The 21414-nt window shown below is 45.0% G+C and carries 24 protein-coding genes; 14 read left to right on the top strand and 10 right to left on the bottom strand.

Annotation, left to right across the window (positions count from 1 at the left end):
- Positions 1-103: 103 nt before the first annotated feature.
- Positions 104-1447 (top strand): sigma-54-dependent transcriptional regulator, encoded by a 1344-nt coding sequence (locus tag ACSF8X_RS20225; protein WP_500851246.1) that lies wholly within the window; start codon positions 104-106, stop codon positions 1445-1447.
- A 28-nt stretch (positions 1448-1475) separates the two neighbouring features.
- Here ACSF8X_RS20225 and ACSF8X_RS20220 read toward each other — a convergent pair whose 3' ends face one another.
- From ACSF8X_RS20220 to ACSF8X_RS20210, 3 genes are all read right to left on the bottom strand, one after another.
- The gene (locus ACSF8X_RS20220) at positions 1476-2258 is read right to left on the bottom strand and encodes an MBL fold metallo-hydrolase (protein WP_500851245.1); all 783 of its coding nucleotides are present in this window, start codon (positions 2256-2258) and stop codon (positions 1476-1478) included.
- Positions 2259-2316: 58 nt separating this feature from the next.
- Complete coding sequence (locus ACSF8X_RS20215) at positions 2317-2814, bottom strand: copper chaperone PCu(A)C (RefSeq protein WP_047878196.1); 498 nt, start codon at positions 2812-2814, stop codon at positions 2317-2319.
- 185 nt (positions 2815-2999) lie between these two features.
- Positions 3000-4070: a US12 family protein gene (locus tag ACSF8X_RS20210; protein ID WP_047878195.1), complete on the bottom strand. Its 1071-nt coding sequence runs from the start codon at positions 4068-4070 to the stop codon at positions 3000-3002.
- Positions 4071-4376: 306 nt separating this feature from the next.
- Here ACSF8X_RS20210 and ACSF8X_RS20205 point away from each other — a divergent pair, with 306 nt between their 5' ends.
- The 4 genes from ACSF8X_RS20205 (at position 4377) to ACSF8X_RS20190 (ending at position 7545) form a co-directional block, all read left to right on the top strand.
- Positions 4377-4838, top strand: coding sequence for an acyl-CoA thioesterase (locus ACSF8X_RS20205; protein ID WP_500851244.1), 462 nt, complete (start codon positions 4377-4379; stop codon positions 4836-4838).
- 85 nt (positions 4839-4923) lie between these two features.
- On the top strand, positions 4924-5172 hold the full coding sequence (locus ACSF8X_RS20200) for a hypothetical protein (RefSeq protein WP_047878193.1): 249 nt from the start codon (positions 4924-4926) through the stop codon (positions 5170-5172).
- A gap of 93 nt (positions 5173-5265) precedes the next feature.
- Positions 5266-5628, top strand: coding sequence for a RidA family protein (locus tag ACSF8X_RS20195; protein ID WP_047878192.1), 363 nt, complete (start codon positions 5266-5268; stop codon positions 5626-5628).
- Positions 5629-5904: 276 nt separating this feature from the next.
- Positions 5905-7545: a methyl-accepting chemotaxis protein gene (locus ACSF8X_RS20190; RefSeq protein ID WP_500851243.1), complete on the top strand. Its 1641-nt coding sequence runs from the start codon at positions 5905-5907 to the stop codon at positions 7543-7545.
- A gap of 48 nt (positions 7546-7593) precedes the next feature.
- Here ACSF8X_RS20190 and ACSF8X_RS20185 read toward each other — a convergent pair whose 3' ends face one another.
- On the bottom strand, positions 7594-8151 hold the full coding sequence (locus ACSF8X_RS20185; RefSeq protein WP_500851242.1) for a hypothetical protein: 558 nt from the start codon (positions 8149-8151) through the stop codon (positions 7594-7596).
- On the bottom strand, positions 8148-8513 hold the full coding sequence (locus ACSF8X_RS20180; protein ID WP_500851241.1) for a VOC family protein: 366 nt from the start codon (positions 8511-8513) through the stop codon (positions 8148-8150). Before ACSF8X_RS20180 ends, ACSF8X_RS20185 begins: the two co-directional genes overlap by 4 nt.
- Before the next feature lie 199 nt (positions 8514-8712).
- Between ACSF8X_RS20180 and ACSF8X_RS20175 the strand changes: the two genes are divergently transcribed.
- Together ACSF8X_RS20175 and ACSF8X_RS20170 are read left to right on the top strand one after the other, a co-directional pair.
- A complete protein-coding gene (locus ACSF8X_RS20175; RefSeq protein ID WP_047878188.1) occupies positions 8713-10170 on the top strand; it encodes a pyridoxal phosphate-dependent decarboxylase family protein in 1458 nt (485 codons plus the stop codon).
- Positions 10171-10222: 52 nt separating this feature from the next.
- The gene (locus tag ACSF8X_RS20170) at positions 10223-11497 is read left to right on the top strand and encodes a metal-dependent hydrolase family protein (RefSeq protein ID WP_047878187.1); all 1275 of its coding nucleotides are present in this window, start codon (positions 10223-10225) and stop codon (positions 11495-11497) included.
- Between the two features lie 58 nt (positions 11498-11555).
- On the opposite strand, the gene ACSF8X_RS20165 is transcribed toward ACSF8X_RS20170, so the two are convergent.
- Together ACSF8X_RS20165 and ACSF8X_RS20160 are read right to left on the bottom strand one after the other, a co-directional pair.
- Positions 11556-12548 (bottom strand): helix-turn-helix transcriptional regulator, encoded by a 993-nt coding sequence (locus ACSF8X_RS20165; RefSeq protein ID WP_500851240.1) that lies wholly within the window; start codon positions 12546-12548, stop codon positions 11556-11558.
- A 167-nt stretch (positions 12549-12715) separates the two neighbouring features.
- Positions 12716-12994, bottom strand: coding sequence for a hypothetical protein (locus ACSF8X_RS20160; protein WP_500851239.1), 279 nt, complete (start codon positions 12992-12994; stop codon positions 12716-12718).
- Positions 12995-13345: 351 nt separating this feature from the next.
- Between ACSF8X_RS20160 and ACSF8X_RS20155 the strand changes: the two genes are divergently transcribed.
- The 3 genes from ACSF8X_RS20155 to ACSF8X_RS20145 all read left to right on the top strand — a co-directional run bounded on the left by ACSF8X_RS20155 (position 13346) and on the right by ACSF8X_RS20145 (position 15388).
- Positions 13346-13522 carry a DUF3012 domain-containing protein gene (locus ACSF8X_RS20155; protein WP_338048476.1) on the top strand — a complete coding sequence of 59 codons (177 nt, stop codon included), beginning with the start codon at positions 13346-13348 and terminating at the stop codon, positions 13520-13522.
- Positions 13523-13640: 118 nt separating this feature from the next.
- A complete protein-coding gene (locus ACSF8X_RS20150; RefSeq protein ID WP_500851238.1) occupies positions 13641-14072 on the top strand; it encodes a hypothetical protein in 432 nt (143 codons plus the stop codon).
- An 86-nt stretch (positions 14073-14158) separates the two neighbouring features.
- Positions 14159-15388, top strand: coding sequence for a DEAD/DEAH box helicase (locus ACSF8X_RS20145; protein ID WP_500851237.1), 1230 nt, complete (start codon positions 14159-14161; stop codon positions 15386-15388).
- A gap of 55 nt (positions 15389-15443) precedes the next feature.
- Here ACSF8X_RS20145 and ACSF8X_RS20140 read toward each other — a convergent pair whose 3' ends face one another.
- Entirely contained in the window at positions 15444-15695 is a 252-nt protein-coding gene (locus ACSF8X_RS20140) for a hypothetical protein (protein ID WP_047880165.1), read from the bottom strand.
- Between the two features lie 162 nt (positions 15696-15857).
- Entirely contained in the window at positions 15858-16319 is a 462-nt protein-coding gene (locus ACSF8X_RS20135) for a hypothetical protein (RefSeq protein WP_500851236.1), read from the bottom strand.
- Between the two features lie 227 nt (positions 16320-16546).
- Between ACSF8X_RS20135 and ACSF8X_RS20130 the strand changes: the two genes are divergently transcribed.
- The 4 genes from ACSF8X_RS20130 (at position 16547) to ACSF8X_RS20115 (ending at position 19439) form a co-directional block, all read left to right on the top strand.
- On the top strand, positions 16547-16735 hold the full coding sequence (locus ACSF8X_RS20130; protein WP_500851235.1) for a GNAT family N-acetyltransferase: 189 nt from the start codon (positions 16547-16549) through the stop codon (positions 16733-16735).
- A gap of 171 nt (positions 16736-16906) precedes the next feature.
- A complete protein-coding gene (locus ACSF8X_RS20125; RefSeq protein ID WP_047880167.1) occupies positions 16907-17239 on the top strand; it encodes a PBPRA1643 family SWIM/SEC-C metal-binding motif protein in 333 nt (110 codons plus the stop codon).
- Between the two features lie 139 nt (positions 17240-17378).
- Positions 17379-18125: an HAD-IIB family hydrolase gene (locus ACSF8X_RS20120; RefSeq protein ID WP_500851234.1), complete on the top strand. Its 747-nt coding sequence runs from the start codon at positions 17379-17381 to the stop codon at positions 18123-18125.
- A gap of 222 nt (positions 18126-18347) precedes the next feature.
- Positions 18348-19439 carry an NADH:flavin oxidoreductase gene (locus tag ACSF8X_RS20115; protein WP_047880169.1) on the top strand — a complete coding sequence of 364 codons (1092 nt, stop codon included), beginning with the start codon at positions 18348-18350 and terminating at the stop codon, positions 19437-19439.
- A gap of 599 nt (positions 19440-20038) precedes the next feature.
- Here the strand turns inward: ACSF8X_RS20115 and ACSF8X_RS20110 are convergent.
- Positions 20039-21313, bottom strand: a complete 1275-nt coding sequence (locus tag ACSF8X_RS20110) for a mechanosensitive ion channel family protein (protein WP_500851233.1) — start codon at positions 21311-21313, stop codon at positions 20039-20041.
- Positions 21314-21414: the final 101 nt, after the last annotated feature.

The following is a 21414-nucleotide window of genomic DNA, read 5'->3' as shown; positions in this document are numbered from 1 at the left end:
TTTATATAAGGTTTCTTACTGTTGATACGCTGCAAAATAGTTAAAGCTCTTCTATATTTTTAATACATCGATAATAAGTATAAATTGACAGAAGGTGACTTAGATGGTGGCTCAAAGTCAAAACAAAACAATTGACGGTCGTTTGGTTGCAATTGGTTGTAACTACGAACCTTGGATTGCGCTCTTGGAACAATCAGGTTGGAAAACCCATTGTTGTTATGATTTACGGACTGTAGATTCAATTCTCGAGGAGTATAGCCCATGTATTTGTGTTGTTGATTTAAGTAATAACGATTTTAGTTTGAATAGTATTTCTTTGCGTGCAAATAAAACCAAACAAGTTAAGTGGATAGCAATTATAAAGAAAGAGCAATTAAATACAGATGCTATTTGTCAATTTATTAATAATTTCTGTATCGATTATTTCTCTGTTCCCGTTCCGGGAAGCCATCTGTTGTCGACGATAGGGCATCAGCTTGGTATGTTGCAGATTGAAGCCAGTTCTTGGGTTGAAATAACGTCTAAGCACGATATGGGACTTTTTGGCGAATCTAAATCAATCAAGCAACTACGAGATATGGTCCGTCGGGTAGCAATGACCGAGGTCAATGTGTTTTTAACAGGGGAAAATGGAACGGGCAAAGAACTGATTGCTAAATCTGTTCATAATTTGTCTAAACGTAAGAATACCCAATTTGTTTGTGTAAACTGTGCTGCGCTGAACCGTCATGATGAGCAAATGGCATTGCTTGATGGCTCCTATCGTCAAGAGGATGGGGCGCGGTTCAATGGAACCTTGATGCTCGACAATGTGGACGAATTGTCAAAAGAGCTTCAGGAAGTGTTGTTGGGGTACCTCACAGCACCAACCATGGAAGGCATTGAAGAAGAGGATATGGCGGATATACGCATCATTGCCTCTTCAAGTGCAGATCTAGAAGCTGCTGTTGCCAACGGTGATTTCAGTAAGGAGCTGTTCTACCGCTTGAATGTTTTTCATATTAAGGTTCCGACTCTGCGCGAAAGGGGGTCTGACATTTTCCTTTTGGCTGAAACCTTCTTGACGAAATTTGCGCGTGAATATAGCACGATGGCATCGACATTTTCTGAGGATTCAAAACAGTTGCTGCTTCGTTATAGCTGGCCGGGTAATGTGCGTGAACTGATTAATCAGGTTAAACGAGCGGCCTTGCTAGCGGAAGGTAATGAGGTGAGGGCGGAGCACTTTGATCTGCCGAGCAAAGCGAATCTGAAACAAAGCTTGCGTAATATTAAAGATGAAGCTGAGAAGGATGTTTTGGTGGCGGTGTTGGAAACCCATCGCGGTCAAGTTGCCTCGGCGGCTAAGGATCTGGGGGTGTCACGCGCAACCATGTATCGTTTGTTGAATAAGCATAATATTGTGCCGGACGTTCGGCATTACAATAACGGTTACGCCCGTGATTAATTGAAGTGACGACGTAACGTAAAGCCCTCTATGACAGAGGGCTTTTTTTATTTGAAGCCAAGAGAGTGTGGTATACCTTGAAGAGCTTACTCTTGACTGAATGCCAATGGGTTATTGGCTTGTGTGGGATCAGTGTCAGGATATGAGTTTGGATTGATTGGCTGGGCCTTATTTCTCCCCCGTGAGCGAGTAACAATGATGAAGGCGCTAGATGAAAGATACGTTCTAAAGATGCTCGGTAGCGGGTGGGATGAAAGATAGGATAAGGCGGAATATAGTGCTCTTTAACTTTGACCATAAGATCTGCTACATAGATGCGATTTAGTGGCAGGTGGTAAAGTGATAAGTCTCTATCGGTATGGCCCTGGGTAAAGAGGACTTTCCAGTCAGGAAAATAGGGGAGATATTCATTGTCGTCTAGTAGAAAATCCGCCTTGAGCCACGGGGAGAACAACAGCCGCTTTGTTGGACGCTTGAGTCGTTTGGCGACCCATTTAGCTAATAGAATATCGGTTAGGAACATTAATTTACCGTCTATTCCTTGATACCAGTGTTTTTTGATACGGCACATGGCGATGCTACAGCCGGTTACTTGCCGTAATTTGGCTGCTCCCCCGGCATGATCAGGGTGCATGTGGGTAACTACGGTGAGCTTTAAATCATGTACTGGCCGTTTGAGTTGCGTCTCAATGAAGTTGCATATGGTGGGTACGTCAGCATAACAGCCGCTATCGAGAAGAAGTAGCCCGTGTTGATATTCAGCGAGATAGATTGTTTGGATATAACCTTGGATCTGGTGAAGAGCGAGCATAGCGGCAATCTCCCCAAACAGGCCGCAGCGCGGCCTGATGTATTGTCACAGGATCATCTTAGTGATGTGCATGTTCACTGTTCATTGCTGGTTGTTTATTACTATTAGGAGTGAATGTTGCTTTTTCTACTTTGACATTTACTTCTACTTCGCCGGCATGTTTGAAGGTCAATGTCAGCGGGAAGGTTTCACCTAGTTTCGGTACTTCTGCCAATTCGAAAAACATAATGTGGAAACCGCCGGGTTTGAGTGATTCTTTGCCATTGGCGGGTATTGTTATCGCAGGCACTTCGCGCATTTTCATCATGCCGTCTTGATGTATATGAGCATGTAGTTCGGTTGTTTTTGCTATTGGAGAACTAGCCGCAATCAACTCATCGTTTTTATTCGTGTGGTTTTCAATATCAAAAAAGGCGGCTGCGACGGATGATGATGGCGGTACTTGTTTGGACCACGGATGGTCAATGGTCAGTGAACCTGCATTATATTCATGTGCTGATACAGTTGCAGAAAGTAGCAATAGGCTTGAAAGAATCGACGTTTTCAGTATCTTCATGAGTTTATTCTCAATTTATATATTCTTGATGGGTATGTGTGCCAATATCAAAATGATATCAGCAATCAAGCGAAATTAAATTAATTGTTAATGGTTTGTTTGCTTGTTTGTGATAAAGATTCACTGCGTAACATCAAAAAAAAAGCCAGAGTACGACTCTGGCTTTTTGTCTGTGATGCGAAATGTTAGCTTTCAGAAGTAGCTACGCCGTGCCATTGGTAGTGGTTATTCGGTTTCTTGCTGACAATACCTTCATCCATAAAGCGCTTGAATAGCTCATCGACGTCTTCGTTGGTTACTTTCAGATATTGGGTAACAGCACGTTTGGTGCAATTAACCTTGTTTTGGCTTAGTGCATCGATAGCCTGTTCATAGAGGCTTTTAGGCTCGACAGGTTCAGGTGCTTGTTTTGTCATTGCCTGCTCATCACCGGCTGAGAACTCTTCATCAGACCCTTGGTAGTAATGAGTCAGTAACTCTGGTTCTTTCGGTTCACAATTAGCAAAGCTATCGATGGTAATCGTATTGTTGTTTTTGAATTGGTTGCGAAAACGCAGCTCTTCACCAATTAGCCCAACAAAGAAAGCCGCAAAGAAATCCAGCAAAACAGAAAGGAAAATCACCAAGCCGAGTTGGGCGGTTTGGGTCTTAATGTGCAGTGATTTAGCCAAGCTGTCGATCAGGCCGATCACAGAGCCTTGGCTGACAACCGGTAGACTGTCGCGCTCTGCTGCCAACGCCATTTGTTGTTCGCGCAGTTTGTCATTTTCTTTCTGGATACGGGTCACACCAGTAGCGATACGCTCCATTTGGATATATTTCTCAGCGGCGACGTTGTTGAGTTTGATTTGATCTTCAATCGCCTCAATTTGCATGTTGTAGTTGTTGATCTTGCTCTGCTGAACATTGACATGACTTTGCGCCTGATTCGTTGCGCTGTTGATACCGCCAACCGAACCACCAATAGAGATTGCTGCTAATACGGCATAAAAGGCAAATGCAGAAAAAGCACCGGTGTAATTGCGGCGTGCACGACGTTCGCCAAATTCGTACCAGGCAAAAAATTTGCCTAATTCGAAAATAACGGCGAGTCCGCCGAACAGGATTTGCATCATTGGGTCTTCGTCAATAGACAAAAACAGCAATAGGGAAAAAATGATAGAGGCCAGAATTGATGCGCCGGTGAAACTGTACACCGTCGCCATGGCGAAATTACCTTTCGGATAGCGGATTGGAAGATTATTGTCGTAAAGCATAGTGTGTATGTGGCCCTTCGGCGCCTGTTTGGTTTTCCTGACGCCGCCATTGGGCATCAGGATAAAATTGGGCTGCTAGAATACCGCAAAAGCCTACGTAATCCTTTATAAAATCAAGTTTATTGTTGTTTAACGTTGAAAATTTACACATGGCTTTCATTTGTGTTTAAAAAGTAGACGCTGACCTGTGTGTTACATCATCAATGTGCTAGTCATTTAATATAATGGGGTGTTTGGGGGAGTGCGAATTATGGACTAATATTCAAACAAACGTTTAAGAATTCAGTAAAAGGCAAGGAGGCGAATATGGATAGCTTGTTGGATGGATACCCTGTGATCACAGAAATTCCCGTAGCATGGGGTGAGATGGACGCATTGCAGCATGTTAATAACGTTGTTTACTTTCGCTATTTTGAAACGGCACGGTTAGATTATTTCACCCATATTGGTTTAATGGAAGAGTTGAAGGAAAGCCGTGTTGGACCCGTTCTTAGTGGTACTCAGAGCCGTTATCGTTTGCCGGTAACCTATCCGGACACCTTACTGGTTGGAAGTCGGGTCAGCGCTTTGGATAAAGACCGTTTTACGATGGAGTACATTATTGTAAGCCGCCAGCAGCAGCAAATTACAACGTATGGGCAAGCGGATATAGTGATGTTTGATTTCAACACTCACAGAAAGGCAGAAATAAGTCACACATTACGCGGACAGATTGAGAAACTTCAGCCAGATTTGGTGTGTCAGGACACGACAGACCTGACATCGTAACTTTGCTGATTGTATCCTTATATTGTCGAGTCAGTGAGACTGGTGTAGTGAGATGTCATGATACGAATCTCAAGGGGCGATGCACATGTATATAGTGATTGAGCATGAGATAACAGATCCTGCAAGATTCTGGCGTAAGGCAGATGTAGCCATCAGCGAAGCCCCCGCTGGGATGAGATTATGTTCCACCATCGTTAATGACTACCAGAAATGCTGCCAGTGTATGTGGCAGGCTGATTCCATTGATGCTATACGAGATTACTTAGAACCCGCATTGGGGGATGTGTGCAATACCCTATATGGTGAAGTTGATCCGGACAAAGCGATTTATTAGCAGCAGCAAACACCGCGTTGCAGGAGAAAAAACTGTGTGACAAGGTGTTTTTTTATTAAAATAACGCGGTTAAATCACTAACCGAGAGCAGTTATGACTATTCACCGTATTAACCCTTGTAAGCGTTGGTCTGATATCACGGTATTTAATGGTATTGCACATTTTGTTGAAGTGGCAGATACCGATACCTCAGCGGATATCAAAGGACAGACAGAACAAATCCTTGCTCAGGCTGAAGCAAATTTGGCAAAGATTGATAGCGATAAATCGCGAATTTTGTCGGTAACTATTTATGTTACTGATTTTGCCAATTTCGATGCATTAAATGAAATTTGGGATGCCTTCTTTCCTGAAGGTTGTGCTCCGAGCCGTGCTTGTGTTAAAGCCGAGCTAGCGGATCCTGATTATCTTGTCGAAATGGCATTTGTAGCTGCTGCTGGCGATAAATATAAGTAACAGCCCAAATATATCACATTGGGATAAATAACCTGATACATACCTAAAGAGCAACTTGTAATTGAATGGTTGCTCTTTTTGTATTTTGGGGTTTGGGTGTTTTCAATTTGTTTGTAAAGGTGTTTATATTATTAATAAGGCGAAGCAAATATACGCTTTGAGTTGCTATTGTATTACGGAAAGGAAATATAAAACCTGTTTGGTATGCATCAAGGCCTGAATACCTTTCATTTTATAAAAACGGACGTATAATTAATCATATCAATAAATATAAACATGAATTCTATGCTTTTTTATAATCGTTCTCTTCAATTCAAACTTACAGGTTGTTTTTTATTCGTTGCAATATTGATTATTAGTGTGTTATCCGTAATCTCTTATAATACATTAGTGAAACGAGCTTATTCAGCATATGACTCTGAGTTACGTACGTCGGCTTATGCGGCTCAAGCTATAATTGGTGATGACTTCTTAAGCATGAATAACGACCATGCTGATGATTATGATCGTATTGTGTCGGTACTGACTGATTTTAACCAAAAAGTTGGTTTGGACTATATCTACTCAGTTTATATGAAGAATGGTCGGGTTTATTATACATCTGTTAATAAATCACCGGATGAAATTGGTCGCGGAGATTATAAAAATTGGTATCATAAAGAGTACGAAATTGTACCAGCAATGATGCGTAAAGCATTTGAAACATCTCAGATTCAATATGAAGAATACCAAGGAGAATTTGGTGTTTTCAGGTCTATATTTATTCCGTTTAGGAATTCGAACGGTGAGTTACACGTAATCGGTGCCGATGTTTCGATTGCTGCAATCGCTAATATGAAAAAAAGAGTTATAACTAATACTCTGATTCTTGCTGTAATTCTTCTATTAGTATCAATTATTATTGCAGCGTGGTTTAGCCGCAAGATAACTCATCCGGTATATGTGCTGAATGATACATTAACATCTTTAGCGAATGGCAATTGGGACTTAACGCGCCGTTTGAGTATTCGAAGCGGTGATGAAATTGGCATGATGGCCAAGGCATTCAATACATTCATGGCTGCCTTGCAGGTGAAGATCACAGATATCGACACAGCGGTTAATAGTGTAAACAATAATTGTACCGAACTTGAACATTTGATGGAGGAGGTGTCTGACCGTTACGACGCTCAAGCACATGATGTTCGCGCTGGTGCAACGGCTGTTGAGGAATTATCTGCCAGTTCACAGAGTGTGTCCGGGATCGTTGTGGCTGCTAGTGGAGAAATGTCACAATTTGGTGATTTGACCGAGAGTACAGTCAAAACAATTAATCTTGCACTAAACAGTATCAAAGCTGTTCAGCAAGAAGCATTAATTATGACTGATAAATTGGCAAAGTTGGATCAGCAGGCTGAGGATATTCACTCGATTGTTGAGGTGATCAAGGATATTGCAGACCAAACCAATTTGTTGGCGCTTAATGCCGCGATCGAAGCTGCTCGTGCCGGTGATCAAGGGCGGGGTTTTGCCGTTGTTGCCGACGAAGTTAGGAAGTTGTCAGAGCGAACGGCAACGGCAACAATTGAGATCGGGACGATGATTGCGTCTATCCAAACGGATACTAAAGATGCCTCAGATATGATGCATCATGCAGTGATTGGTGTAGATGAAAGCACGCGTTTTGCCGATCAGGCTAATGAGTCACTGGAAAACTTCAAGACGAACATAAGCAAAGTCAGTGATGGGATGGCTGAAATCACTCTTTTGGTGAATGAGCAGGCCAAAGCCTCTGAAGATTTGGCTTTGAATGTGACCTCTTTGAGTGAGAAGGCCGATGAAAACAAGGAATCGACCCGCTGTTCTGTCTTGGAGGTCAACCAGTTAAAAGGCAAGGCGGATCAGCTTAAAGACGTTGTGAGCCTGTTTAAATACTGAGTTGAGGGACGCACCCTAGATAGTGAGCCATAATGGCTCACTATTTTTTTAGGTATCATTATGTGCTATCGAGTTAGGTGTGTTTTCGCCGTGTACATAAGGATGGTTTAGTGTTTGTTGTAGTTCGTGAAGCCCTGTTAGTGCTCTTTGAGTTTGTTTGAGCAAATTATCATTGTTGTTATTTGAGCATAATCTTATGGTTTGCCGGAAATAGTCTTGAGCCAGATCTAGTTCACCGATTTCGACCATAAACTTACCATGATAATAGTAGCTTAATCCCATTTGGTATTCATTGGCATCTTCGCGAGCGGCATAGAAGTAGCATTTTGCCAAAATTAGATCACCAGCATATTGATACGATATTGCTAGAGCGTGAGTCGCCCAGAATTTATTATCTTGTGATTTTGTCTTTTTAAATACCTTATTGCTAAAATATATCGCTAACCGATATAAACCGGCGATACGCAGCCAGTTAGATAGTTTTGTTAAGTAGAACTCATAGCGGGTTTGCTTGCTAAATACCCACACAATAGGCAGTAATGTGGTTGTTAATATTATATTCATTAACAGAAGAAGCGTTAACTGGTCTCGTTGGTAACCGATCATTTTGTTTCCTTTAACTCAATACGGTTACCATCTGGGTCAATGATGATAATGATATTGGCCCAATCATAGGTGTAATATGCTGTTTGAACCCCATGATTTTGCAAATATGCAATAGCAATATTGGCATCAGGAATATCAAATCTTAATACGGTAGGATTTTCGGTCGAGCTTTTTTCTTCAAGGCTTGCCTTACCACCGGTTTCAATTAACAGGTAACTTCCCCCAAAGTTGAATTCAGACATTCTGAACTCACCTTCAATTTTTTCAGATACAAGGCAAAGACCGAGTATTTTGGAATAGAAACGGACGCAGTGATTGTACTTTTCCGTTTTTAGAATAATGCCTGTTTGAGTAAATTCCATTTCGACTTCCGTGTAACCCGTATGAACCCCTTTGAATAATGCCCAATAAACACTATCAGCACTACAAAATGGTCATTTGCTCGTTCAAAACGATGAATTAACTCGCAAAACTTTAGCGTTGGATTGGCGTGAAATGGTAAGTAATTGAGGAGAGAATCATTAATTTAGACGGTAACTTTCATTGTTAGTGAGGTACGTCATGAGCCATCAATTTACCCAATATCGAGAACTACTCAATTCGTCTATGGGTCACGCAGTGGACTATTTGGAATCGCTACCAGAGCGACCAATCGACAAGCAGATCGGCAGTGATGAATTGCGTTCGCGTCTTGGGGGCCCGTTGCCGCAAACACCGAGTGATGCCAAGTTGGTGATCGATGAATTGGCTGAGAATATCGAACAGGGTCTGATTGGGTCAGGTGGCCCGCGTTATTTCGGATACGCGATCGGCGGTAGTTTTCCGGTTTCGCTTGCAGCTGACTGGCTGGTGAGCGCTTGGGATCAGAATGTTCCATATTATGTGTCTAGCCCGGCGACATCCGTTGCCGAGGAAACTGCCGCCGAGTGGTTACTTGAATTGCTAGGCTTGCCGCACACTGCGGGCGTAGGCTTTACATCTGGCGCCCAGGAGGCGATTTATACCGCCTTGATTACTGCCCGCAATGCATTGCTGAAACGGGCGGGTTGGGATGTCGCCAAAAAAGGACTCTATGACGCCCCACGGATCAACGTGGTGGTGAGTGACCAGATCCACTCAACGATCAAGCGAGCGTTGTGGATGATTGGCATGGGCGAGTGCGATATCAAGACTATCCCGACAGACAAGAATCTACGGATTATTCCTGATGCCATTTCGGACGTGCTTGCACAATGTGATGGCCCGACATTGGTTTGTGCTCAGGCAGGCTGTATTGATTCGGGGGCCTATGATCCGTTCGAGGAGTTGTCCGCTTGTGTCAGTCGTCACCCGAATGCCTGGCTGCATGTCGATGGCGCGATAGGCTTGTGGTCGGCGGCGAGCGAAAAGCAAAAGCCGATGCTAAAAGGAATTGAAAAAGCCGACTCATGGGATACCGATGGTCATAAGTGGTTCAACATGCCTTATGACAGTGGCGTGGTAATTGTGCGTGATGCGAGCCTGTTGGCTGAGGCGATGGGGGGCAACAGTATGGGGGCCTATTTGACAGATGCCATTGCCAAGCCGGATCGCAACGCCATTAACTTTGGTATCGCGGCGTCGCGCCGTGCCCGTGGAGTGCCGGTTTACGCGGCGATTAAGGCCCTTGGCAGGCAGGGAATAGAAGACCACCTGGATACCTGTTGTGATTTGGCCCGTCGTATGGCCGACCGTCTACGCAATGTTGACGGCATTACCATCCTAAACGATGTGGTCTCGAATCGATTCTCAGCTCAGTTCGGTAAAGGCGATGATGAGTTTCGCAATGTGCTGACGGCACGCATTGTCCATCGTTTACAGCAAGAAGGTTTTTGTTATCCGTCTACATCTGGGTACAAGGGGCTGAAAACCATGCTTTTCTCGGTGCTTAACTGCCATACCACTGTGGCTGATATTGATGCATCGGCTGAGAAGATTATCGAGGCCTATCATATTGAATTGGAAAAAATTGATGCCGCTTGCGCATCGGCGGTGATTTGAGTCGGTTGCGTACTGTTGAATAAATTGATTTCACCTGAAAAGTGAGAAGACAATGAAAGTATTGATTAAGAATGTCTCTTTGTTTGATGGGATCAGCGAGACGCTGACGGTTGATTGCTATATCGGTATTGAGGACGGCAGGATCCAGTCGATCGCTCAACAGCAGGATCCTGCGGTTGCGTACGATAAGGTGATTGATGCTACGGGTTATACGGTGATCCCCGGCCTTATTGATGCGCATACCCACATTGCCATGTCTGATACGTTTTTGGCGCTGGATAAAATGACAGCAGAGGAAGTGGCAATTCGTTCCACCGTAATCGCCAAGCAAATGCTTGAGCGCGGTTTTACCACGGTGCGCGATGTGGGTAGCAATTGCTATGGTCTCAAGCAGAGTATCGACAGTGACTTTGTGCCTGGCCCTCGCATTTACCCAAGTTATGGTGCGATTTCGCAAACTTGCGGCCATGCTGATTATCGTCAGAACCGAGCCCAGCGTTCGGTGTTCAACCAAGGGATTGAAGATTCCAGCTTTATGCGTCAGGGGCATTTGATTTTGGCGGACGGTGTGCCGGAGTGCCTTAAGCGGACGCGTGATCAAATCTTTATGGGTGCATCGCATATCAAGGTATTTGGCGGTGGTGGTGCGTCTTCGCTATTCGATCCGCTTGATACAATTCAGTACACCCGCGAGGAGTTGCGTGCGATTGTCGAGACGGTAACGAACTACGGTTCCTACGTATGTAGCCATATCCATGCCGGGCCGGCGATGAAAATTGCCATTGAGGAAGGGGTTAAGTCTCTCGAACATGCGACCTTTATGGATGATGATATTGCCCGGATGTGCTTGGACAAAGAGGTATGGGTGGTGCCGCAGTATGCGACCGCCGAGATGATCGCCCACCGTCAAATCCCGCTGGATAGCGAAATTCTTTATCAAAAGACGGAGCGGGTCGGCAAGGGGTTGCTCAAGCAGGCAGAGTTGGTAGAAAAGTATGGTCTGAAATGTGCGTTTGGTACTGATCTTATTGGAACGCCCGAGGTACATGCGCGCCAAAATGCTGAGTTTTCAGCACGCAAGAAATATTTTGGCTCGCTGCGTGGCTTGAAGCAGGCCACTTCAGATGCAGGGGAGCTGCTTAAGATGTCAGGTTTGCTCGACCCATATCCGGAAGGCGAGATTGGGGTACTACGCGAAGGGGCATACGCTGATATGCTGTTTGTGCAGGGTAACCCTGTCGAGGATCTCGATATTCTCGCCAATGCGGAGAATATAAAGGTGGTTATCAAAGGGGGGCAAGTCTATAAGGATACCCGCTTAAGCTAAGGGCCACCGAGCTAACATCATTAAAGCCAGTCAATCGACTGGCTTTTTGCTATGTCGGTTATAAAAATCGCTGGCGGTAGATTCGCGGCGGAAATCCGGTCAGTTTCTTGAATGCACGTGAAAAATGGGCGATATCCGCATAGCCCAGCTCGGTGGCGATATCAGTGAGGGAGAATTGCTTATCTTCCATCATTTGGCAGGCGGTGGTTAGCATGATGTTTTCCCTGACCTGTTTGAAGGTGGTGCCTTCGTCTGAGAGGCGTCGCTGCAATGTGCGGACACTGGTATTCATCAGTTCCGCAGCTTGTTCGATAGTGAATGATTGCTGCCCGAGATAAGGGGTCAGTGCCAGATATAAACTCTCGATAAAATTGGGTTGGTGGGGGGGCACTTGCTGAATATTGTCAAATCGTGCCGGAAGGTTGAACGGTGAGTTGAGCAGTGATTCGGAAAGTTCGACGGCGGAAAGACGGCGTTTGGCGTAAAGAACCGTTTCGGGGCAGTTAATCACCGCCGCCAGAATGCCTGCATCATCTGATTGGATGGCGATAGAGGCGGGCTGCCAGTCGCATTCACCTGCCATGCGAATAAATTCAATGAGGAATAGGATCGAGAATATTTCAGCCCATAGGAACCCGGTGGAATGGTCGTTTTGCTTGTAGCGACAGAACCAAGGCACATGATTGAAATACTCAAGGTCAATACTGGCCGAGGGTGAATCATGGCGAATAGCCGTTTTTAACTGGAAAATGGCTTCCCCTAAGGTTTGTGGGTTCGTTAGATGCCGTAGCATTTTGGGAATAAAGTAGGTTTGAATCAGGGTTCTCAGCAAATCGCCGTAGCGTTCGGGTTCAGCACGCTCGGCCATAAGCCCCAGTAGGTGTTTTACTGGTTTTTCGGGGATGAATTCATGCTTGCCGCGCAAAATATCATCAGGTAATCCGGCCGTTTTCAGGAGCGGGTAGATATCTGTTTCGAAATTCCTAAGTAACTCAATAAAGGTTGCGGCATGGACGGTTTTGATTAGCGGGATCAGTTGACCTGGTTGCATTGTCTGGCTCATCGTCGTACGGCTGTGTTTATTGCCATAGGGACAGGAATAGAAAGTATCTTGGGGATCAGCGTAGCATATATTCCTGAAGGGCGGCTGTTTCTTCAACCACAAAAAAAGCCGCACTGATGCGGCTTTTATAAGGCATAGCGACGATCTATTAGCTATTAAGACGGCACAACAGATTTAGGCGTAGAGCGGAATATGTTGATTATGGTAGTGAGGGTGAAATAGCCACAGATAGCCGTGAAGCTCAGTGTGCCGATAGACTCACCAACAATCACAGATGCGCCCATTAATTCGAATAGATCCGCACTGAATGATTTTACGTGGTTAAGCGCCCACTTATACACCAAGTAGAGTTTCGTGAGAGTGATGAAAACCAAGTAAGCCTTACCGTATGGCGTTAAAAGGAACTGTTTCACTTTGGTGATGATTGATTTCATTTCGCTTCTCGCAAGATAGGTGGTGGCTGGTTGGTAAGAAGTATAAAAACTCTGGGAGTGGGATATTTATCATTGAGTGCCAAGAGGGTGAATCCATCGATAGGGCTGTCATTAGCATGAGAATGACTGCTGATTTTCTGAAGCTGGGATTCATGTCTATTTCTCAATCAACGGTATTAGTATTTTTCATCCTGCGGAGCCAGTAATTTTGCCAGAATACGACTATGCACAAACGACCTTGTGATGCCGCCATTATGTCAGCCAATCTACACTTTGATGGAAAGCCAATACATTCGTGTAGACATAAGCACAGAGGGCGTTTAGTGATGTTGACAATGATGGAGAAAGCTAATGATGAAGTGGGTTTATGTGTGTTTGTTCACTGCTCTGATTGGTATGACAGGATGCTCGCCGGAAGTAGGAAGCCCTGAGTGGTGTGAGGAGATGGATAAAAAGGCGAAAGGGGACTGGTCTGCTAATGATGCCGCTGAATATGCAAAAAATTGTATTTTCCGCTCGAGCAACTAATGATTGTATAAGGCAGTATGGCAACATGCTGCCTTATATCTAAGTGACCGTAAGATGCGGCATTCAGAGTCATTGATTTAAGGATTATGAACGACATTTAAAGACAAGGGAGTGTGTCATGGTCAAGTTTCTATTACTGTCGGTTGTAGGGCTGGTGGCGGTGATGTTTGTTATGCAGGGCACAACGGGTTCCGAACGTGTATCAATGGCGCAAGTTCCGCCACCAAGTGGGCCATCATTTGCCGTTGGTAAGGTGTTTGATGGTGATTGGGTAGGCCGCCGTATTGATGTGAGCGGGGATAAAATCTGCCTGCAGACTCGTATTGTCGGCACGATCAAAGAAGGCAACGTGACGTTTCGTTTAATGTATAACAATACACAATTGAAAGGCTGGGTTTCGGCACAGGGTAAATTGGATATCTACGCTGACAATCCACGCTGGGGGTATCGTTTTACCGGCAATGTTATCGGTGATCGCATCGAAGGGGAGTGGAAGGTGACCAATGCCCCATGCCATGGAACATGGTATATAGAAAAAACGATCACATGATATTAAGTGCTCTGGGCGACAAATCCATTAACCTTGCGCAGCGAATGTCGTATCCTAGCGCCCCCGAACATTGATGATATGACACTATGCCTTTTTCTTCGCTAAATTTGAGCGCGAAGCTCGTAGCTGCGCTGCCAAGCCAATTCAAAACGCCGACAGAGATCCAAACACTGGCCATCCCGGCCATTTTAGCTAACAACGACGTGCTGGCGCTGGCGCAGACAGGAACAGGCAAGACCTTTGCCTATGGCCTTCCATTGCTTGAATCGGCGGCATTGAATGCCGGTATGCACCGGGCCGTTGTTATGGTGCCGACCCGAGAGTTGGCGATTCAGGTTTCAGCGGCATTGGCAAGCGTTGCGCACAATATGAATCTGCGCGTTATGGCATTGTGCGGCGGCGTCGATAAGGCCGAACAGCTTGAGTTGTTATCGGCGAAACCGGAAATTTTAGTTGCGACACCGGGGCGTCTGCTGGATTTGCTCAATGATGGCGCAATTGAAACGGACGGAATCGACAAACTTGTTTTTGACGAGGCGGATCGCTTGTTGGAGATGGGCTTTTGGCCTGATGTTCAGCGTATTCTTGCGCTGCTTCCCGCAAAGCGCCAGTCATTGATGTTTTCTGCGACCTTACCTGAGCAATTAGAGCAAATCGTGGCGAATGTTCTGCATAAGCCTGCTGTAGTTAAAGCACATGTTGCCAATAGCGTGGTAGAGCAAATTGAAGAACGCCTATATTTGGTGAACAAAGGCAGCAAGACACAGGCCCTTATTACCCTTATCGAGCAACAAGGGTGGGAGCAGGTATTGGTGTTTATCGGCGCCCGTGATAATGCTGATGCTCTGTGCAAAAAATTAACCAAGGCTGGTATTTCGGTAGCAGCCCTGCACGGCGATAAATCTCAGGGTGAGCGGGAGCAAGTCCTTGCTGATTTCAAAGACAAGAAGGTTCAGGTACTTATTGCGACCGATTTGCTTGCCAGAGGGATCCACGTAGAGCGCTTGCCTGTGGTTGTGAACTTTGAACTGCCAGCCAATCCGTCTGTGTATGTTCACCGTGTTGGCCGAACGGCACGTGCCGGTGAGAATGGTTTGGCCGTTTCGCTTGTTTGTCATGGTGAGAGCGAGTATTTGGCGGCAATTCGCCAAATGGTAAACCGTGAGCTGCAATTACAAGCACTAGCGGGGTTTCCTGTTACGGACAAACCGTCGACAGGTGAAAGTAAGCGACCGAAGCGTGACAAGCAAGCGAATCGCCGGACTGCACGCAAGACGAGTGCCAAGCAGTTTCAGGTTAAGAAGAACAAACGCTAATTGAAAAGACAAACGCCACAGTATTGAACTGTGGCGTTTGTGTTAATGCAGAAAATTAGTGCATTTTTTTCTTAGGGCCATGACGAACCATGTCTTTGCCGTTTTCATAAACTTCTTGAGAGACCCAGCGGCCAAGCAGCAGTTGGTGTTTGTCATCAAGAACGGCAATAAAAGGTCGGCCATCAGCATTGCTGGTTGCCAAAGCTACACCAGCAACATTACTTAGGCCAAGGCCACCACTTTCTACCGACAGCAGAAACGCTTCAAGTTCCTCTAGGTTGTCGATAATGTTGTTATCAAAATTCATCGTGCTCTCACTTTAATATGCTGTGATGTGCCTACTTTACCGAGCTTATCGCTTGAATGGAATCTGACGGCCTTCAACTGCTCTAAAACAAGCCAGTTTTAAGGATAGCTTATAGACTCGTATATAGAGCCATTGTTATCTCCGGCGAGAATAGCGGCATAGTTAAGCGATGATCCCTGCCATAGCCATGATGAATAATGGAATAAAGATAACAACGATACTCCCGATTAGGCAAAGAATAGACAAGCCGAATACTCGCCAGTTGGAGTGGAACTCGTAGTCTTCAGATGCAATGATGTCTTCTTTCTTCATCTGGTAATTTTCAGCGGTCATTTTCCCCAAAACAATATAGACCGCAGTGAATGCAGAACTTGGGATCTCTTCTGGAATAAATGGCAGGCAAAAGACAAGAATGGCAATGAAAATCGCTCCCCAGAGCAGGGTCTTCTTTTTCATTTCTTCTTGGTTTAGGGTCTGGAAATTGGCATACAGAAAATAGACAAGTCCGACAGGTCCACCCAGTGTGCCGCAGGCAACTTGGTTGGGGGAATATATTTTAGTTGGTGATTTTTGTTCTTCGATTATGTCGTTGTTGGATTCGATAGGGGACTCTATTTGGCTCATAGTGGTATCTCTTAACGGAAATAGCGTAGGAGCAAGTTTTGAATATATATCAGCTAATTGCAATATAAAAAAATTTGATTCGCCTCGAAAACCTATTGGTGATGGTTAACGGGGGCATGGAATTATTATTGATAGTTGGGTCGGAGAATTATTCTTTTTTTGACGTAAAAATAGCATGGGTATGTAGACTGCACGATGGGTGACGGATGGATAACTAAGGAGTAGCAGTGCCCAATCAGGATATTGAAATACGCCAGATGAAAGCAGATGAAAAAAAGGCGATGAAAGCCGTGATGAATATAGCCTTTCCTTTTCTGATGCGGTTGTTTTTTTCATTTTCGAATAATACCTTGGTTGCGGTAAAGAACGGCGAAATTGTCGGCGGGGTTATTCTTACGTCGCCAGTTACCGTGTGAGTTCAGGATGTGGGAGTTAGGCTTGACGCTCTCTGGAATGGTGGCGTTATTGTTTGGCGGCTTTGTAGCATTCCCCCGGCAGCTTGAGGTAACTTGGGTATGTATAAATTGTCGTAGATGAGTATAATCACCGACCTATTATTTGTAATACCAACTGTTAATGAGTCTCCAATGTCTAAAATGTTTTACAAAGGCCGCATCGAAACTCGGCAAAACCATGTGATGTCTGGCTACAACGTGAAGCGTGTGGTGAAGGCTGGCACTGAAGAAGCGCCAATCAACGTTGTGGTCAACAGCGACGAGCGCAAAGCTGAGATTGAAGCCTTGGTTGCTGAGCATAATCTTGTTGCGAACATTGTTGTTGATGCAAACCAAGAAGAAAATACAGTGGAGCTAGATGGCGTTTTGCACAAACCAAAGACGATGACGTTTGAGAAAACCCCAAACCGTAACGATCCATGCTCTTGCGGCAGCGGCAAGAAATACAAAAAATGTTGTGCTTAATGGTATAACGTTTTTATTGAAAACCGCCTGATGGCGGTTTTTTTGTAGCCGTCAAAATTACCTATTGTCTAGATTGCGCACGTTTTGTGGGTAAGCAAACTCGTATGATAAAAGAAAGTTTTCGACAGTAGGTAAGCTAATGATCAAAATGCTGGTATGTGATTTCGACGGTACGCTTCATGGTGGTGCTGCGAGTGGTATCGGTAAATTTGCTGATTATGTGCACGAACAGCCGAACTTGCGCTTTGTTATTGCCACAGGAAGAACTTTCCCTTCTATCAGTCTCGGGTTGAAAGAGGATAACTACCCCCGTCCGCATTCCATTATCAGTGATGTGGGTACCCAGATTCACCACGGTCATGATTGTGTGTTAGATGTACTCTGGCGCGATCAGTTACAGTCGGTCTGGAATAAGCCTGTTATTCAAGATGTGCTCGAAGAGGTGGGTTTTCTGGGGGCCATCAATAGTCGGCACCAAGGGGACTATAAAATCACGTTTGAGGGGAAACTCAGTCAACAGCAGTACGCAACGGTAGCGGCAGTACTAGAGCAGAACGCGATTCATGTTGATCTGACCTATTCCCATGACTGGTTCTTGGATGTCACCCCGAAAGGGGTCAACAAAGCGGCGGCGATTCACCACCTCATGAATAAGCACGGCCTGCTGCCGGGGGAGGTTTGCGTGGCTGGCGATTCCGCCAATGATACCGCCATGCTGACGATTAGCGGTATCAATGCCATTTTGGTTGCCAATCATTATCCGGAAGTGGCCCACTTGTCAGATCTCGATAATGTCTACACAAGTCATGCCACCCATGCAGAAGGGGTGTTGGAAGGCCTGAAACATTGGCAGCATATGGCAGGGGACGGCAAAGGACGTGCTTAGATAGGGCTCAATGCTTGCTGGGCGCTGAACCTAGCCAATATTGAATGAGTAAAGTGACAATAGTTTAATCCAGATTAAGGATCTGCCTCGCTATCGCGGGTAATGTGCGCCGCTGTAAATCACGTATGCATAAAAAACAGCCATGCTTATCGTATGGCTGTTTTTTTTGTTTTTAATACGCTGATGAGCCACACCTAAAAAAATGATAAAAGAGGACAGGACTTGAGCACTTTGTTTTCAGCAGCCCGTATTGGCAGCATGGCACTAAAAAACCGCTTTGTACGAAGCGCAACGTGGGAAAATATGGCAACAGAAGATGGCCATATGACAGACAAACTCTATGCTGTCTACGAAGAGTTGGCGAAAGGTGAAGTCGGCCTGATCGTGACCGGTTATGCGAATATTGTCGAAGAAGAGAAGCCCAATGCCGGCATGATGGGTATGTACAATGATTCTTTTATTGAAGAATATCAGAAGCTGACGGACTTGGTGCATGGCCACGACTCTAAAATTGTCATGCAGTTGGCTTATGGCGGTACTAAAACTACTTACAACGTTGGTGAACGTGTTATTTTCGCACCAAGCGATGTGCCGGAGCGTGGCACCAAAACGCAAGGCAAAGCGATGACCCAAGAAGAGATCGACTACATCGTTGATGCTTTTGCTCAGGCGAGCCGCCGAGCCAAGGCATCGGGTTTTGATGGCGTTGAAATTCATGCGGCACATACCTATTTGATCAATCAGTTCCTAAGCCCGTATTACAACCGCCGTGACGATCAGTATGGCGGAAGTCTAGACAACCGGATGCGTTTTCTGCTTGAGATCTATGCCGCTATCCGCAATGTTGTTGGTGATGATTATCCGGTATTGGTAAAGCTAACCGCATCCGAGTTCTTTGATGGCGGGCTGACTTTCGCTGAAACGCGGTTGATTTGCCAAAAGCTGGCAGACATTGGTGTTGATGCCATTATTATTTCCGGCAATATCCATGGCAATGCCAGCACGCTGGTGGGGGAATCGTTTGACGGCTATACGCTGCAACAAGAAGGTTACTTCCATGAGTACGGCGATGTGGTTAGCCAGGAAGTGAATGTGCCGATTATCACTGTTGGTGGGTTGAGTGATATTTGTGCCATAGAAGAGATTGCACATAAGACCCAGATTCAGTTCTTTGCGCTGTCTCGGCCATTGCTTGCTGAACCGCATTTGGTCAAGCGCTGGAAAGAAGGCAGCCAAGCCCCTGTTGATTGCGAAAGATGCTCAAAATGTCGCACAAAACGCGGCAATTTCTGCGTGGTGTATAAAAAACGCTGATACTTTTGTGATGAGTACTCGTGTCTTAGAGTTATAAATAGTGCGAGTGCTGGACAGATATAATAGGAGGCTGTGTTCGCATGGCCTTTTTAACACCATTTCTCATTGTTTTTTATTTTTTAGACTAATGTGATTTATATATGTACTCAATTATCGGGAATTCATATGTAATGTGAAGAAGTGGTTTATTGTAAGGCTAATGACACTAACAAGAAGGTGAGTAATCCCCATCCTATAATGTTGAGCAATTTATATTTTTGTTGAGTGCAAAGAAGGACTGGTGTCGCAATGATTAATGCCCATAGTAATCTTGGATCGACGAAGGATGGCTCTATACCATGTTTAATTGCTATATCGTTAGGAAGAATTGAAGGGTAAATAGAAAAATAAATTAATAAACCTAACAATAGTGATAGAGTCGAAGTTGCTATTTTCAATAGGGTGGATTTCATATTAAGCACTGATTGTAGGGAATGTTTTATTCTAATTCCTGTTTTATAGGTGGCAAGTCCTCTAACTCGTGAATTTGTAGTTGCTCGCATATCAGTTGTGTAATTATTAAAGATAGCAAGTATCTCGTATGTCTAGTAATTCCCTTATTATGTACTTTTTGTATCAACACTCATCATACAAGCGGCATCATGACTGGTGAATTGTTGGTATGGGCGCAGGCCAAACAGCGGCATGATTGAATAAATGTGATCGAATAGGTCGGCTTGTACACCTTCGTAGTAAGTCCAGTCGGTATTGCAGGTAAAAGCATAGACTTGTATCGGAAGCCCCTGTGCGGTAGGTTGCAGTTGACGAACCATGATTAGCATATATTGGTGAATGTCTTTATTGGCACGGAGATAAGCGTTCAAATAGGCTCTGAACATCCCTATATTGGTCATTTTTCGGATGTTTCCCGGGTCCTTCTCGTCATCGAGTGTCTCGTTGTAGTCATTGATTTCACGGATTTTCTCAAAGATGTGCTGACGCAAAATACGAATGTTCTTGAGTGACTCGATCTCGTCATCGTCCATAAAGCGAACAGATGTAACGTCAATATTCACCGAACGCATGATCCGGCGGCCTCCGGAGTCTGACATCCCTTGCCAGTTGATGAAGGCATTCTGAACGAGCGCATAGGCGGGCAGCATGCTGACGGTGTTATCGAAATTCCTGACTTTTATGGTGGTCAGGGATATTTCTTCAACCGCCCCGTTAACGCCGTGAGAGTCCATCTGAATCCAGTCGTTCAGGCTGATCATCTGGTTAGCTGATAGTTGAATACCGGCAACAAATCCCAGTATCGTGTCTTTGAAAACCAACATGACAAAGCCGGTCGCAACCCCCAGACCAGATAAGAAGATCAGCGGGGACTCATTGGCCAGAATTGACATTGAAACCACTACGCCCACAAAAAAAGTGAATAATTTGATGAGCTGGACAAAGCTCTTGATGGGCATTTTGCGGGTAATGCCTTTTTTACCGGCAATGTCATTGAGCGCATCGAGCAAGGCGAAGATCATCCAGATAATGATGCTTAGAATGATGATACTCAGTACGCGATCAACAATTTTGGAGAGCAAGGCGTAATGGCCAATGGCGAGGGGGATAAAGACATCGAGTACCATGAAGGGAACAAGTAACGAGAGTTTTCCGAATACATTATATTTGGATAGGCTCTCCCTCAGCGGCTGATTGGTTTTCTGCAGTACATTGTTTACGGTACGCACGATCAAATGGTGCATAACAAGGTAACTCAAGCCCGCGGTGATAAAACTGGCCAGAATGAAGACACTGGTCATTTCCAGCCCATAGGGATCGCTGCTGATCCCGACGGTACCCAGTTTTTCAGAAAAATAATGACGGACTTGTTTTTCTAGCAAATGTTAATCCTCTCGTCGGTTGCGGTACAGATTAAGGAGGCCATTTCTTAAGCATGGCAGCCCATTCTAGCTTCTTCAAAATATGGCTGATGCAATGGAGG

Source organism: Photobacterium panuliri (assembly GCF_059920555.1).
This window is presented reverse-complemented; position numbering and strand designations above follow the sequence as displayed.

What these genes read in the sequence shown, in the direction of transcription:
- ACSF8X_RS20215 (WP_047878196.1), bottom strand. Translation starts at nt 2,814, where the DNA reads ATGAAGATACTGAAAACGTCGATTCTTTCAAGCCTATTGCTACTTTCT.
- ACSF8X_RS20225 (WP_500851246.1), top strand. Translation starts at nt 104, where the DNA reads ATGGTGGCTCAAAGTCAAAACAAAACAATTGACGGTCGTTTGGTTGCA.
- ACSF8X_RS20205 (WP_500851244.1), top strand. Translation starts at nt 4,377, where the DNA reads ATGGATAGCTTGTTGGATGGATACCCTGTGATCACAGAAATTCCCGTA.
- ACSF8X_RS20135 (WP_500851236.1), bottom strand. Translation starts at nt 16,319, where the DNA reads ATGAGCCAAATAGAGTCCCCTATCGAATCCAACAACGACATAATCGAA.
- ACSF8X_RS20125 (WP_047880167.1), top strand. Translation starts at nt 16,907, where the DNA reads ATGTCTAAAATGTTTTACAAAGGCCGCATCGAAACTCGGCAAAACCAT.
- ACSF8X_RS20220 (WP_500851245.1), bottom strand. Translation starts at nt 2,258, where the DNA reads ATGCTCGCTCTTCACCAGATCCAAGGTTATATCCAAACAATCTATCTC.
- ACSF8X_RS20150 (WP_500851238.1), top strand. Translation starts at nt 13,641, where the DNA reads ATGGTCAAGTTTCTATTACTGTCGGTTGTAGGGCTGGTGGCGGTGATG.
- ACSF8X_RS20190 (WP_500851243.1), top strand. Translation starts at nt 5,905, where the DNA reads ATGAATTCTATGCTTTTTTATAATCGTTCTCTTCAATTCAAACTTACA.
- ACSF8X_RS20185 (WP_500851242.1), bottom strand. Translation starts at nt 8,151, where the DNA reads ATGATCGGTTACCAACGAGACCAGTTAACGCTTCTTCTGTTAATGAAT.
- ACSF8X_RS20160 (WP_500851239.1), bottom strand. Translation starts at nt 12,994, where the DNA reads ATGAAATCAATCATCACCAAAGTGAAACAGTTCCTTTTAACGCCATAC.
- ACSF8X_RS20175 (WP_047878188.1), top strand. Translation starts at nt 8,713, where the DNA reads ATGAGCCATCAATTTACCCAATATCGAGAACTACTCAATTCGTCTATG.
- ACSF8X_RS20140 (WP_047880165.1), bottom strand. Translation starts at nt 15,695, where the DNA reads ATGAATTTTGATAACAACATTATCGACAACCTAGAGGAACTTGAAGCG.
- ACSF8X_RS20195 (WP_047878192.1), top strand. Translation starts at nt 5,266, where the DNA reads ATGACTATTCACCGTATTAACCCTTGTAAGCGTTGGTCTGATATCACG.
- ACSF8X_RS20155 (WP_338048476.1), top strand. Translation starts at nt 13,346, where the DNA reads ATGATGAAGTGGGTTTATGTGTGTTTGTTCACTGCTCTGATTGGTATG.
- ACSF8X_RS20165 (WP_500851240.1), bottom strand. Translation starts at nt 12,548, where the DNA reads ATGCAACCAGGTCAACTGATCCCGCTAATCAAAACCGTCCATGCCGCA.
- ACSF8X_RS20145 (WP_500851237.1), top strand. Translation starts at nt 14,159, where the DNA reads ATGCCTTTTTCTTCGCTAAATTTGAGCGCGAAGCTCGTAGCTGCGCTG.
- ACSF8X_RS20210 (WP_047878195.1), bottom strand. Translation starts at nt 4,070, where the DNA reads ATGCTTTACGACAATAATCTTCCAATCCGCTATCCGAAAGGTAATTTC.
- ACSF8X_RS20200 (WP_047878193.1), top strand. Translation starts at nt 4,924, where the DNA reads ATGTATATAGTGATTGAGCATGAGATAACAGATCCTGCAAGATTCTGG.
- ACSF8X_RS20120 (WP_500851234.1), top strand. Translation starts at nt 17,379, where the DNA reads ATGATCAAAATGCTGGTATGTGATTTCGACGGTACGCTTCATGGTGGT.
- ACSF8X_RS20180 (WP_500851241.1), bottom strand. Translation starts at nt 8,513, where the DNA reads ATGGAATTTACTCAAACAGGCATTATTCTAAAAACGGAAAAGTACAAT.
- ACSF8X_RS20170 (WP_047878187.1), top strand. Translation starts at nt 10,223, where the DNA reads ATGAAAGTATTGATTAAGAATGTCTCTTTGTTTGATGGGATCAGCGAG.